Raw genomic sequence first — 12,594 nt, forward strand, 5'->3', positions numbered from 1 at the left:
TTTGGGCTCTCAGTCACGCGCCAACATGCCATCCAAAGCCTTCGCGGAACAGCGGGTTGAGCCCTACTTTTTGATCGGGTATTCCGATCTATGTTTCGAGCGACATCACCGCGAGCTGGAGCGCACGAAGCCCCTTGCGGATGATCGGCTCATGCTTGCGCCGGGCGAGCATGGCCGTATGGACGGGCTGGTAAAGCGTCGGGGCGCCCTCGACCAGGAACGACGGGACCTCGGCCGTGAACCTGCGGGCATCGTCGTTGCGCATGTAACAGCTCCCCCCGGTTCGTCGCAGCATCGCCTCGGCCAAGCTTTCGGATCCCATGGATAGCCTGGAAATTGCCAGGGCAGGGATCAGTTCCGAATGGGTTTTCTCGAGTACGACGGTGTACCCCGGGCGAATGTAGCTGTCAGGATTCACCTCCGATAGCGTCCTCGCAACGGTGGAGACCATCACATATTCCTCGACCATGAGGTGCGCATAAGTAATTTCGGGAAGATAGCGGGGTGCATAGAGCACGGCTATGTCGAGATTTCCCATGCTGAGATCGGTCACCATCTGATTGGAATAGTCGGACTCTACATGAATCGAGGCCTTTGGAAGAACCTGGCAGAGCGCCTCCACCCACCCAGGCAGCACCGATCGTGTCATGCCAACCTGTGCGGCCACACGTAGCGTCCCTTCGAACCGGTTGAATGCGCGCACGTCATGGCGCGCTTGCGACCATGTCGAAAGCATCGCTCGCGCGTAGGCTTCGAAACGTCGCCCTGCCGCGGTCGGCTCAGCGCCAGCACGACCACGATGGAAAAGCTCTGACCCAACCGCGCTTTCCAGACCCTTGATCCGAGAACTCACCGTAGACTGAGTAATGTTCAGCCGGTCCGCAGTCCGGTTGAAGTTGCGCGATTCAATGATGTCGAGGAACGTCTCGATGTGGTCCAACTGCATGCAGCACGCCTTAATCGAAAAAGCCGATCATTAGCCAGAGATCATTGGCTTGATCCGGGAATTGTCAAGGCGGAAGGTGGAGGCAGTAAACGGCTAGGCGCGGCTAAGCCAGACAGGGAGCGAAGCTAAAGTGTTTATCGTCGACTGCGATTGTCACAACTACTGGTCAAGCGCCACGGTTTTGGAGCCGTATCTTTCGGGCATCTGGAAGGACATGTTCATCGAGGGCGAGAAGACTGGCCCCAAAGGATCTTTCCCACACGGCCATCGCCCCTGGTTTCATCCGCAGGATTTCTCCCGAAAAGATGTGCGGCCCGAGACCGAGGCGGACAACTACCGGATTATGAAGGAAAAACATCTCGACAAGTATAATGTCGGGGTGGCAGTCCTGACCGGCGACGAGCCCATTGAAGCCTCAACGTTGGCAAACCCGTATTACGCTAGTGCCCTGGTCAGTGCCTACAATGACTATCAGATCGCGGAGTGGTTGCCGAAGGACAATCGCTTCATGGGTTCGATCGTCATTGCGCCCCAGGATCCAAAGCTGGCGGCCGCTGAAATCCGTCGGCTGGGCAATCATCCTCGCATGGTCCAGGTTCTAGCCTCCCAAGGCTCAGTGAAGCCGTATGGTGATCCCTTCTACCACCCGATCTATGAAGCCTGCGCGGAAATGGGATTGCCGTTCGCGATTCACCTCGGCGGGCACGGAGGTGTCAACTGGAACGCCGTCGCGCCTGCCCCCACTACTTTCTTCTGGGAAACGCACGCCATCCTGCACATGTCGGCGATCAGCCATGTCGCCAGCATGATCGCTCACGGCGTCTTTGAGAAATGGCCAGAACTCTATTTCGTCGTGATCGAATGCGGCGTCGCATGGGTGCCGACGGTGCTGTGGCGCCTCGACGCGGACTACAAGGCGCTGCGTAAAGAAACGCCATGGCTCAAGATGCTGCCATCGGAATATTGCCGCCGTAATATCCGCTTCTCAACACAGCCGCTGGAGCAGCCAGCCAACGTGCAGCATCTGTGGTCCATTCTGGAAGCGATGGATGGCGAGAACACGCTGATGTTTGCGTCAGACTATCCGCACTGGGACTATGACGACGCCAATACGCTCCACATTCCGCCTTCCTGGAAAGCGAAGGTGATGGGGCAGAATGCGCTCGAGGTCTACAAGCGCATTCCTGCCATCCTGACCGCGAACGCTGCCTGACGGAGCAGAATATGGGCGAGAAAACCTTCATCTGCCGCGTTGACGAGATCGAAGCCGGGACACCTGTCATTGCCAAAGTCCGGAGCCTTTCGGTGGGTGTGTTCCGGATCGGAGAGAGCTTCCATGCGCTGCTCAACATCTGTCCGCATCGCGGTGCGCCCCTCTGTGAGGGGCCGCAATGCGGGACGACCGCGCCGGTCGAGGATGCGCGGTTCATCTATCATCGAGAAAACGAGATCGTGCGCTGCGCCTGGCACGGCTGGGAGTTCGACATCAAGACGGGTTCCGCACTCGTCGACCCAACTGTGCGTGCGCGAACATTCCCGGTCACAGTTGAGGACGGCAACATTTATGTGACGGCGTGAGGGTCAAAACGATCAGCAGCCCGGTGCAGGGAGACGGAACCAGCGGAAAAAGGCCTGACCGGCTGACTTGAATGGGTTCAAAAAAATAGCGGAAAATCCGCAAATGGGAGAACGGAAATGTCTGAATCTGAGTACAAATTTCGCGTCGCGCAAAGTCTGATCGGGCGCGGCAAGGTTTCCCGCCGCGACTTCATCCATTTGGGACTAGCCGCGGGTCTGACCGTCGCTGCCTCCGACCAGATCTTCGTCACCGCAGCGCGGGCACAACCGCAGCAAGGCGGCTTCGCCAAACTTGGCATGGCGCATGGCGCGACGACAGATTCCATCGATCCGGCCGGCTATCCGGATACCTTCACGCAAACGGCCTTTTCAGGCGCTATGTCCAACGGCCTCACGGAGGTCGACGCCAAGGGTGGCATACAGCCGGACTTGGCCGAGAGCTTCGAATCTTCCAATGGGGCCAAAACGTGGGTTTTCAAGCTGCGCAAGGGCGTCACCTTCCATAACGGCAAGAATGTGACGGCGGAAGATGTCGTGACCTCTATGCGGTATCACATGGGTGTCGATACCAAATCGGCGGCGAAGTCTCTGCTTGAATCCGTTTCCGACATCAAGGCGGATGGCCCAGAAACGGTTGTCTTTACCCTCAAAAGCGGCAACGCCGATTTCCCTTATATCATGAGCGACTATCATTTCGTCATCATGCCGAGCGTGGACGGGAAGGCGGATTGGGCATCAGGAACACGAACCGGCGCATTCGTGCTCGAGAATTTCCAGCCTGGGGTTTCGGCCAAGCTCAAGCGCAATCCGAACTATTTCAAGAACGGCAAGCCTTACTTGGACGAGGTGGAGTTCATCGCCATTACTGATTTGGCGGCACGCATGGCTGCCCTCTCCACCGGGGAAGTGGATTACATTGGCCGCGCCGATCTGAAGACACTCGGCATGCTGAAACGCAATCCAAAAATCGAGATCATCGAAGTCACCGGCTACGGCCACTATACCTTGCCGATGAACGTCACTATGGCACCCTTCGACAATCCGGACGTCCGCATGGCAATGAAGTGGGCGATCGACCGTCAAGAGATCGCTGACAAAATCTTCCTCGGACATGCCACCGTTGCCAATGACAGTCCGATCGCGCCGGCGATCAAGTTTTACAAGAACCCGGAGCCGCAACACCGTTTCGATCCTGAAAAAGCCCGCCATTATTTGAAGAAGGCGGGAATGGAAAAGCTAAAGGTTGATCTCTCGGTTGCCGATGCCGCTTTCGCAGGTGCGGTGGACGCGGGGGCGCTCATTCGCGAGACCGCCGCACAGTGCGGCATCGACGTCAATGTGGTGCGCGAGGCGGAGGACGCCTATTGGGACAATGTCTGGCTCAAGAAACCGTGGTGCGCTTCCTATTGGAGCGGTCGCGCGACAGCCGACTGGATGTTCACACAAGCCTTCGCAGCGGAATCCAGCTGGAACGAGTCATTCTGGAAAAATCCTCGTTTCAACGAATTGCTTGTCCAAGCACGAGCCGAGACGGATGAAACCAAGCGCGCCGCTATGTATGGCGAGATGCAACAGCTGGCCCACGACGATAGTGGGAGCATCGTGCTGGTGTTTAACAACTTCGTCAGCGCCCAATCCAAGAAACTAGGCCATGGCGATGTGGCGCCGAATTGGGAAAATGACGGACTGAAGATGGCAGAGCGCTGGTGGATGGCGGAGGCGTAGGGGTGTTTGCCAGCTGCGTCGCTCGCCCTGCGGACGGCGCAATCCTGGGAATGCGCGCATGCGTTTGAATCCGGTCGCAAAGACGGTTCTACAACGGTTAGGCCTCGGCCTAATTACCCTGTTCGTCGTCTCGATCATCATTTTTTCGGCGATTGCAATGCTCCCCGGCGACTTCGCCAAGGCGACACTCGGTCAATCTGCCACCCCGGAAACGGTCGCGGCCCTTCAACACGAGATCGGCCTCGATCGCCCCCCAGTTGAGCGTTACTTCAGCTGGATCGGTAAGATGGCAAAGGGTGACTTTGGATCCTCTTTTGCCAGTCGAACCGGCTACCGGCGGACGGTCGCCGAGATCATCGCACCTCGCCTTTACAACACCATGTTCCTGGCGGTCATGACCGCTCTCATCGCGGTGCCGCTGGCGCTGGGGCTGGGCATTGTCGCGGCCCTATATCGCAACAGCTGGTTCGATCGGGTTGTGAACACGGTAACACTTACGACCATTTCGTTCCCGGAATTCTTCGTTGCCTACATGCTCGCTTTCCTGATTATCTCGCGCGATACCTTTGCGGGAACCGAATTCGCACAGTCTTTACCTGTCTGGCTGGCAATTTCGATCAACTGGACCCTGAACGTCGTGCCGAAGTTCCCAACTCTGGCCAATATCAACGACCAGACCCCTTTCTGGGACCACGTCTGGCGCGCCGCTCTGCCGTCAATCACGCTCACGCTTGTCATCGTTGCTCACATGATGCGGATGACGCGCGCAGCGATCCTCAACATGCTTTCGAGCCCCTATATCGACATGGCCCGGTTGAAGGGAATGAGGCCAATGGTGGTCGTGCTTCGGCACGCGTTGCCAAACGCCTGGGCCCCGATTGTGACGGTTGTGGCCTTCAATCTTGCGTATCTCATCGTCGGCGTCGTGGTTGTCGAGGTGGTGTTCGTCTACCCCGGCGTCGGCCAACTGATGGTCGATGCCGTGAGATCGAGAGACGTACCGGTTGTTCAAGCCTGCGCGCTTGTGTTCGCCGCTACCTACATCCTGCTCAACCTGATCGCCGACATCATCTCGATCGCAACCAATCCGAGACTTTTGCACCCACGATGACAAGTGCAGAGCCTGTGATCCAGACCACCAGGGCGCCAAGGGTAAGGCGGACGCGCCGATCTCGCATGACTATAGCGCTGAAGAAGGCCCCGCTCAGCGCCTGGTTCGGTATGGGCGTGATCCTCTGCTACGTTGTTGTCGCATTGTTTGCGCCTCTCATCGCTCCATATCGAGAAACACAGGTCTTTAGCGAGGCATTCGCGCCCTGGAGCCACGAGTTTGCGTTCGGGACTGACCAACTCGGTCGCGACATGCTTACGCGACTGATCTACGGCGCCCGCAACACGATCGGCATCGCCTTCATCACAACTATCTTGTCCTTTGCAGCGGGTGTGACGCTCGGCCTTCTCGCTGCAATGTACCGGGGGTGGCTAGACCAACTATTGTCACGCGCCGTGGACGTGTTGATGTCGATCCCGAGCCTGATTTTCGCGCTGATGTTGCTTTCGATATTCGGATCTTCGATAACCAGCCTCATCTTGGTCATAGCGCTGCTCGATTCGACGCGCGTGTTCCGTCTGGCCCGAGCAGTTGGCCTGAACGTAGTAGTGATGGAATATGTCGAGGTCGCGCAGCTGCGGGGCGAAGGCCCCGCATGGATTCTCCGCAAGGAAATCCTGCCCAACATTCTGCCGCCGCTCATCGCGGAGTTTGGTCTGCGATTCTGTTTTGTTTTTCTGACCATTGCGGCATTGTCGTTCCTGGGCGTCGGCATACAGCCGCCATCCGCCGATTGGGGATCGATGGTGCGGGAAAACGCGACGCTGCTTACTTATGGCGATGTCACGCCGCTTTTGCCCGCGGGCGCCATTGCCCTTCTCACAGTAGCGGTGAACTTCGTCGTGGACTGGTTTCTGCATTCAACGAGCGGGCTGCGTGATGAAAAGTAGCAGTGTCATCGCGCGCGAAAGGGGGACAGATCTTCTCACGGTCCGCGACCTTCACGTTGAAGGATTCTCCGACGAGCGCTGGCACCCGATCGTGCGCGGTGTGGGTTTCTCGCTCAAGCGCGGAGAAGTGTTGGGCCTGATTGGCGAATCCGGTGCCGGGAAGTCCACTATCGGCCTTGCTGCAATGGGATATGCCAAGCCAGGATGCCGCATTACCCGCGGCTCGGTGCTGTTCGATGGGGTCGATCTTTTGTCGATGAGCGAAGCACGCCGTCGGCGGCTCCGAGGCTCCCGCATTGCTTATGTGGCGCAAAGCGCGGCTGCCTGGTTCAACCCGGCTCACCGGCTGCTTGATCAGACCGTGGAAACGGCGGTTGCGCACGGGATCGCCAGCCGAGGTGAGGCCAACCGTGATGCTGTGGAGCTCTATAAACGCCTCCAACTTCCAGAGCCCGAGACCATAGGCTTCCGCTATCCGCATCAGGTATCCGGTGGCCAGTTGCAGCGAGCCATGACCGCCATGGCTATGGCTTGCCGACCCGACCTGATTGTGTTCGATGAGCCGACAACTGCGCTCGATGTGACGACTCAAGTCGAGGTCTTGGCCTCGATCCGCAGGGTCGTTGAGGAATTTAACACTGCAGCGATATACGTGACACACGATCTGGCGGTAGTGGCGCAAATGGCGGACCGGATCATGGTTCTACGCCACGGACAAACTGTCGAGGAAGCGGGTACACGGCAGATGCTCACAGCTCCTGCTCAGGAATACACTCGGACGCTCTGGGCTGTGCGCAAACTTGCCAAGCCGGAGATAGAGGCCCGGGACCACATACTTACCATCGACAATGTCACCGCCGCATATGCCGGAAGGGTCAAGGTGCTGTCGGACGTGTCCATCAGGGTTCCGCGTGGCCGAACAGTCGCGTTGGTGGGTGAATCAGGGTCCGGGAAATCGACACTCGCCCGTGTCGTGACCGGTTTGCTGCCTGCTATGTCCGGGTCGATCTCATTTGACGCCCAGCCGCTTCCCTTGTCTTTAAAGCAGCGCTCGAAAGACCTGCTGCGGCGTATACAAATGATCTATCAATCGCCGGACAGCGCGCTTAACCCTCGCCAGACTGTCGAGGAGGTAATCGCGCGTCCGCTCGAGTTCTATTTAGGCTTAAAAGGGGAGCAGCGCGACCGCCGGATCGGCGAACTCATGCATATGATCGAGATGGACGAAAGTTTCCTCGACAGGCTGCCGGGTGAATTGTCCGGAGGCCAGAAACAGCGGATCTGCATTGCGCGCGCGCTCGCCGCGAATCCCGAGCTCATCATCTGTGACGAGGTCACTTCGGCTCTGGATCAAATTGTGCAAGAAGAAATCTTGAAGCTTCTAATACGCCTACAGCGCGAACTCGGCGTCAGCTACATCTTTATCACCCATGATATCGCGACAGTAAGAGCAATCGCGGACGAGGTCGTCGTCATGCACCAAGGGAAGGTTGTGGAGCAGGGTCCAAAAACCGAGATACTGACGTCACCCCACGCTGCCTACACCGAACTGCTACTCTCCTCCGTCCCGGCAATGGATCCGGATTGGCTGACGGGACTTCTAGCAAAACGGAAGCGCCAAGGCACTCTGGACGCGGCTGGCTAAACAGCCCTGCGCACCGGATCAGCACTTCTCGAATTCTTATTGCCCAAGTTTGATGGCGTCTCCAACGCGAAAATGCCGCGACGGCAGCTCTGCGCCTCATTACGGCCGTAGCGACATTCACGTGACCTTCTGAACTGACATCGCCGGCGAGCAGCGCGACGCTGCGACAGCCCCAAGGTATGGTTGCGCTAGCCCCATTCACGCGCGCGCCGTCAGCGTCGAAAGTTGGTCGGTGTCGTAGCGGTTTCGCAGATCGGCGAGCGCTTTTGGATCGGGCGCCCCACGCGCCGCCAGGATGGCCAGCTCTTCGAAATAATGCTCGTGGCCAGGCGGAGAGACGGTCATCAGCACGCGCGCAGGCTTCTCGCTGACATTGGTGATGTTGTGCGGCACGCCCGGCGGGATGAACAGGAAGGTTCCCGGCGTTGCACGGATCGTCCTGTCGCCGACATGCCATTCACACTCGCCCTCGAGCAGATAGAAGGTCTCCTCCTGCACCCGGTGCACATGCCGCCCGGTGGCGAATTCCGGCGGGATCGTCCAGTCGAACATGCTGGAATGCCTGGTATTTTCATCGGTGACGAGGAACGTCATGGGATGGCCCCGCAGCATGACGCCCTTCTTCTCGTCAGGCATGCGGATGACGGCATCAGCGCTCATATGATCCTCCTCTGGCAGGGCGCTTGTTTCTGGCAAGCGTTCGCGCAAACATCGGCCGCTCGCGCCGGAAAGTCGTGAATCCGTTGCCAAAAATTTGCTAAAAGGCTCCAATGACAGTCAGGGGCGATGTCTACCGCTTTGGCCCTTTTCGCCTCGATCCGGAGGTGGGCATTCTCTTTTACGGCACCGAGCCGACCATGCTCGGGCAACGCGCCGTCGCGCTGCTGCGGCTACTGATCCAGAATGCGGGCGTGCCCGTGTCCAAGGACGCGTTGATCGACGCCGGCTGGGGCGGATCGGCGGTTGCCGACAACAATCTGACGGTCCAGATCGCAGCCTTGCGCCGGACATTGGCCGACGCCGCGAAAGTCGCCGACTGGATCGAAACATTGCCGCGCCGTGGCTATCGCTATGTCGGACCTGCCGTCGCCACCAATGTTCCCGATACATCGGCCGCCATCCGCGCCACGTCGGCGCCGAGCTTGCCTGACAAGCCCTCCGTCGCGGTCCTGCCATTCTCGAATTTGAGCGGCGATCCGCAGCAAGAGTATTTTGCCGATGGGATGGTGGACGACATCATCACAGGCCTGGCGCGCATCAAATGGCTGTTCGTCATCGCGCGAAACTCGACCTTCTCCTACAAGGGTCGCGCCGTCGACGTGAAGCAGATCGGCCGCGAGCTTGGCGTTCGCTATGTGCTCCAAGGCAGTGTGCGCAAGGCCGGCGGCAGCGTGCGGGTCACCGCGCAGATGATCGATGCTTCGACCGGCGGCCATGTCTGGGCCGAGCGCTATGACCGCAGCTCCGACGACATCTTCGCGCTCCAAGACGAGATCGCGCTGGCAGCAGTGGGCGCGATTGCGCCAAGCGTGCGGAAGGCCGAAATCGAACGCGTCAGGCGCAAACGCCCCGATAGCCTCGATGCCTACGATCTCGTGCTGCAGGCGCAGCCTGATGTCGATTCAGGCATGCCGGAGCAAGTGACCAGAGCGCTGGTCCTACTCGGGCGTGCGATCGCGCTCGAACCTACCTATGCGCTGGCGCATGGCAACGCCGCGATGTGCCATCACTGTCTATTTCTTCGCGCCGGCCTGCAGGAGATCAACCGCGCTTCTTCGATCCGCCACGCGCGGTCGGCCATCGTCCACGGACAGGATGATGCTCTCGCCCTGACATGGGCGGGCTTTTCCATCGCAATGGATGCACATGATCGTGCCGCTGCGTTTGCGGCATTGGAAGCCGCCCTCGCCATCAGCCCGTCATCGGCCCTGACCTACATCCTTGGCAGCGTCATTCTCGGATGGAGCGGTGAAGCGGAGCGGGCGATAGAATGGAGCAAGCAGGGTTTGCGGCTGAGCCCCTTCGATTCGTGGGCCTGGGCCGCCTTTGACGCGCAGGCGATGAGCCATTTGCTGCGCGGCCGCTACGAAGAGGCTTGCCGTGCTGCCTACAAGTCCGTCCAAGCCAATCCGGCGCATAGCATCACCTATGTGCAATTGGCGGCCGCGCTGGCCAAGCTTGGCCGGCTGGACGAAGCGAAGGCAGCCGCCGCTCGCGTGATCCAACTCCAGCCGGCCTTCCGCTACAGCCGCCAGTTTGCCGGTGTTAATTGCGCGCCCGCGCTCGCGGAGGCTCTTGGCAGCGCGCTACGGGCAGCCGGATTGCCAGAGTAGCTCAACACCGCACGAACTCGTTGAGCGGTTCGAGGGGAAGCTCGATATCTCCTTGATCGGATGATGTCGGCGCGACGCCTAACGTCCAGCGACGACCAGGGGTGGCCCGGTAATCTCCATGTCGAACTGGGCCGCGATCGCTTTTATTTCGGCGAGATTGCGCGGAATTTCCAGCCCCTGCGCGGCAACCGTCGGAAAAAAGCCCTCGAGACCACCGGGTGACAAGATGGCGATCCATCGCGCACGCTCCACGACAATGAACGCATGCTCGACGCCAGCCGGGATGTAGATCATGCTTCCGGCGCTGCGTTCGAAAGTCTCCCCGGCGCGCCAGAAGCGTAGCCGTCCTTGGAGTATGACGAAGACTTCGTCCGCCTCAAGGTGACGGTGGCGCGGCGGTCCGTCGCCCGGATCGGCATCGGATGCAAATGCCCCAAGCTTGCCGCCGGACTCTTGCGCCGTCAGCAGCGTTTCGTAGTGTGTGCCGTTCCAATTGGTTTGAGTGCCAGGTGCTGCCTGTGTTTGCATCTTCGCCACATGGGTTGGAGTGAAGCTTTGATGACATAACGATAGCTACACGTTGAGCCTCGGCGGGCGCCTCCTATGAACCTATGAGATGCGGCGAACGGTTGTCAGCAACGCCGGCTTCCGGCACACTGCAACTCCCTTCAGGTGAGGGTGCGGAGAAATCCGGCACACATGCACGACTTCGACGGCATGGTCGGACAAATCTACGATGCGGCGGTCGAACCCGGCCGCTGGCCGCGGGTTCTTGAGACGCTGTCGGATTTCCTCGAAGGCGCCGCCACCAAGCTGACGTTCCAGAACGCAAAGACGTTGCGCAGCGAAGCGAGTTCGGTCCGCATGCCGCCGGAGGCGGACCTCACCTACGCGCAGTACTACTACAAGACCAATGTGTTCCTGCCGTGTATCGCCAGGCTGAGCGCCGGCACGTTGATCCCGATTTGGGACCTGCTGCCGCGCGAGGTCTACCGGCGCTCCGAGTTCTACAACGACTTCTGCCGGCCCGGCGACATGTGCCACTCGATCGGGGTCGTGCTTGCCAACGAGCCGGACATGCGCGTCGTGTTCACCTGCGGACGCGCCGAGGCGACAGGAGAGTTCGAGCCCGAGCACCTCGACCGGCTGCGCCGCATCGGGCCGCATCTGGTTCGCGCGGCGAGCGTGGGACTGCGTCTCTCGCGTTCGGAGATCGCCAGGAGTGCCAATGTCGAGGCGCTCCACCGCGTCGCCCAGGGCTTGCTGATCGTGGCAGCAAACGGCGAGATCCTGTTTGCCAACCGGGCGGCCGAAGCACTGCTTACCGAAGCCGACGGGATCAGGATCGAGAAATCTGCTGTGCGTGCAACCAAGCCCACGGATGCCGGACAATTCCAGCGGCTGATCGCCACGGCGGCGGAACGGTCGGATGCCGTGGGCGGCGTAATGGCGCTCGGCCGGCCGGTGCCGCGCCGATCGCTGAGCGTGCTGGTGGCGCCGCTGAAGATCGAGTTGACATGGTTCGTGACCGGCCGGCCCGCCGCAATCGTGTTCGTGGCCGATCCGGACAGCGCGCCGCGGACCATGCAGGGCCAGTTGCGCACTCTCTATCGGTTGACCCCAACCGAGGCGGCCGTGGCCATAACGATCGCCCGCGGCGAAGGGCTGCAGGCGGTCGCCGACGAACTCGGCATCAGCCTGACCACGGCGAGGACCCACCTGCAGCACGTGTTCGAAAAGACGGAGACGCGACGACAGGCGGGGCTGGTGCGTCTCATCGCAGCGAGCGGCGTTTACGAGCGACAATAGCCGGTCGCAGCGAGGCTCGCCGCAGGTCGCAAGAGCCTCTGAACGACATCGCACGCACGCGGACGCAGTGGTCTGATCCTTCCGCTCTGCAAGCTGCCGGTCCGCTTGCGGCCCCCTTCCAGGCATTTACAGTGCCCGTCGATCGCCGAACTGGGCCAAAGCTGCTGACGTCGAAACATTAAGCGCTAATCTATGCTTCGAAAGCTAGGGCGAGGAGCCTCATGCGGCAGCTTTCGACGCAGACGAGCGGCGCTTGCCGCCGGACTTGGAATCGCACTTGCGCTTTGAAAGGTGCGCAAGCAGAGCCGCCAAACCCATCGCATTGAGAACCCGCGTCCTAGGAACGCCCCCCTTGCGTGCCATCTCCACACCCCAATGCATGTGGTCGAGTTCGCGGATCGAATGCGCGTCCGGATTGATGCTGAAGATGCAGCCGTAGTCGAGTGCCTTCTGATGCCACCGCCAGTCGAGATCGAGCCGCCAAGGATGCGCGTTGATTTCGACAGCGACACCATATCTCGCGCACGTTCTGAGGACCTTGTCGATGTCGAGATCAT

The 12,594-nt window shown here is 59.9% G+C and carries 11 protein-coding genes and 1 pseudogene; 8 read left to right on the forward strand and 4 right to left on the reverse strand.

The window, feature by feature from the left end:
- Positions 1-88: 88 nt before the first annotated feature.
- Positions 89-946, reverse strand: a complete 858-nt coding sequence (locus EOA60_RS04280) for a LysR family transcriptional regulator (RefSeq protein ID WP_127240632.1) — start codon at positions 944-946, stop codon at positions 89-91.
- Positions 947-1,076: 130 nt separating this feature from the next.
- On the opposite strand from EOA60_RS04280, the gene EOA60_RS04285 reads away from it, so the two are divergent.
- The 6 genes from EOA60_RS04285 (at position 1,077) to EOA60_RS04310 (ending at position 7,895) form a co-directional block, all read left to right on the forward strand.
- On the forward strand, positions 1,077-2,159 hold the full coding sequence (locus EOA60_RS04285; RefSeq protein ID WP_095781417.1) for an amidohydrolase family protein: 1,083 nt from the start codon (positions 1,077-1,079) through the stop codon (positions 2,157-2,159).
- A gap of 11 nt (positions 2,160-2,170) precedes the next feature.
- Positions 2,171-2,524, forward strand: coding sequence for a Rieske (2Fe-2S) protein (locus EOA60_RS04290; RefSeq protein ID WP_095781418.1), 354 nt, complete (start codon positions 2,171-2,173; stop codon positions 2,522-2,524).
- Positions 2,525-2,641: 117 nt separating this feature from the next.
- The gene (locus EOA60_RS04295; RefSeq protein ID WP_127240634.1) at positions 2,642-4,249 is read left to right on the forward strand and encodes an ABC transporter substrate-binding protein; all 1,608 of its coding nucleotides are present in this window, start codon (positions 2,642-2,644) and stop codon (positions 4,247-4,249) included.
- A gap of 64 nt (positions 4,250-4,313) precedes the next feature.
- Complete coding sequence (locus tag EOA60_RS04300) at positions 4,314-5,360, forward strand: ABC transporter permease (RefSeq protein ID WP_095832867.1); 1,047 nt, start codon at positions 4,314-4,316, stop codon at positions 5,358-5,360.
- 65 nt (positions 5,361-5,425) lie between these two features.
- The gene (locus tag EOA60_RS04305) at positions 5,426-6,250 is read left to right on the forward strand and encodes an ABC transporter permease (protein WP_245460790.1); all 825 of its coding nucleotides are present in this window, start codon (positions 5,426-5,428) and stop codon (positions 6,248-6,250) included.
- On the forward strand, positions 6,240-7,895 hold the full coding sequence (locus tag EOA60_RS04310) for an ABC transporter ATP-binding protein (RefSeq protein ID WP_127240639.1): 1,656 nt from the start codon (positions 6,240-6,242) through the stop codon (positions 7,893-7,895). The genes EOA60_RS04305 and EOA60_RS04310 overlap by 11 nt, the downstream gene beginning before the upstream one ends.
- Positions 7,896-8,093: 198 nt before the next feature.
- On the opposite strand, the gene EOA60_RS04315 is transcribed toward EOA60_RS04310, so the two are convergent.
- Positions 8,094-8,555, reverse strand: a complete 462-nt coding sequence (locus EOA60_RS04315; RefSeq protein ID WP_127335406.1) for a cupin domain-containing protein — start codon at positions 8,553-8,555, stop codon at positions 8,094-8,096.
- Positions 8,556-8,665: 110 nt separating this feature from the next.
- On the opposite strand from EOA60_RS04315, the gene EOA60_RS04320 reads away from it, so the two are divergent.
- Positions 8,666-10,228, forward strand: coding sequence for a winged helix-turn-helix domain-containing tetratricopeptide repeat protein (locus EOA60_RS04320; protein ID WP_127241975.1), 1,563 nt, complete (start codon positions 8,666-8,668; stop codon positions 10,226-10,228).
- 78 nt (positions 10,229-10,306) lie between these two features.
- Here the strand turns inward: EOA60_RS04320 and EOA60_RS04325 are convergent, their stop codons facing one another.
- Positions 10,307-10,756, reverse strand: coding sequence for a cupin domain-containing protein (locus EOA60_RS04325; RefSeq protein WP_127241976.1), 450 nt, complete (start codon positions 10,754-10,756; stop codon positions 10,307-10,309).
- A 171-nt stretch (positions 10,757-10,927) separates the two neighbouring features.
- Here EOA60_RS04325 and EOA60_RS04330 point away from each other — a divergent pair, with 171 nt between their 5' ends.
- The gene (locus EOA60_RS04330; protein ID WP_127241977.1) at positions 10,928-12,037 is read left to right on the forward strand and encodes a helix-turn-helix transcriptional regulator; all 1,110 of its coding nucleotides are present in this window, start codon (positions 10,928-10,930) and stop codon (positions 12,035-12,037) included.
- Positions 12,038-12,256: 219 nt separating this feature from the next.
- Here EOA60_RS04330 and EOA60_RS04335 read toward each other — a convergent pair.
- Positions 12,257-12,594: pseudogene (locus EOA60_RS04335) on the reverse strand (hypothetical protein); the annotation flags it as partial.

It is taken from the genome of Mesorhizobium sp. M1A.F.Ca.IN.020.06.1.1, from assembly GCF_004023265.1.
GTDB lineage: Bacteria > Pseudomonadota > Alphaproteobacteria > Rhizobiales > Rhizobiaceae > Mesorhizobium.

Bases quoted from the DNA above. Each gene is read 5' to 3' on its own strand.
- EOA60_RS04280 (WP_127240632.1), bottom strand. From the start codon at position 946: ATGCAGTTGGACCACATCGAGACGTTCCTCGACATCATTGAATCGCGC.
- EOA60_RS04290 (WP_095781418.1), top strand. From the start codon at position 2,171: ATGGGCGAGAAAACCTTCATCTGCCGCGTTGACGAGATCGAAGCCGGG.
- EOA60_RS04295 (WP_127240634.1), top strand. From the start codon at position 2,642: ATGTCTGAATCTGAGTACAAATTTCGCGTCGCGCAAAGTCTGATCGGG.
- EOA60_RS04305 (WP_245460790.1), top strand. From the start codon at position 5,426: ATGACTATAGCGCTGAAGAAGGCCCCGCTCAGCGCCTGGTTCGGTATG.
- EOA60_RS04310 (WP_127240639.1), top strand. From the start codon at position 6,240: ATGAAAAGTAGCAGTGTCATCGCGCGCGAAAGGGGGACAGATCTTCTC.
- EOA60_RS04315 (WP_127335406.1), bottom strand. From the start codon at position 8,555: ATGAGCGCTGATGCCGTCATCCGCATGCCTGACGAGAAGAAGGGCGTC.
- EOA60_RS04320 (WP_127241975.1), top strand. From the start codon at position 8,666: ATGACAGTCAGGGGCGATGTCTACCGCTTTGGCCCTTTTCGCCTCGAT.
- EOA60_RS04325 (WP_127241976.1), bottom strand. From the start codon at position 10,756: ATGCAAACACAGGCAGCACCTGGCACTCAAACCAATTGGAACGGCACA.
- EOA60_RS04330 (WP_127241977.1), top strand. From the start codon at position 10,928: ATGCACGACTTCGACGGCATGGTCGGACAAATCTACGATGCGGCGGTC.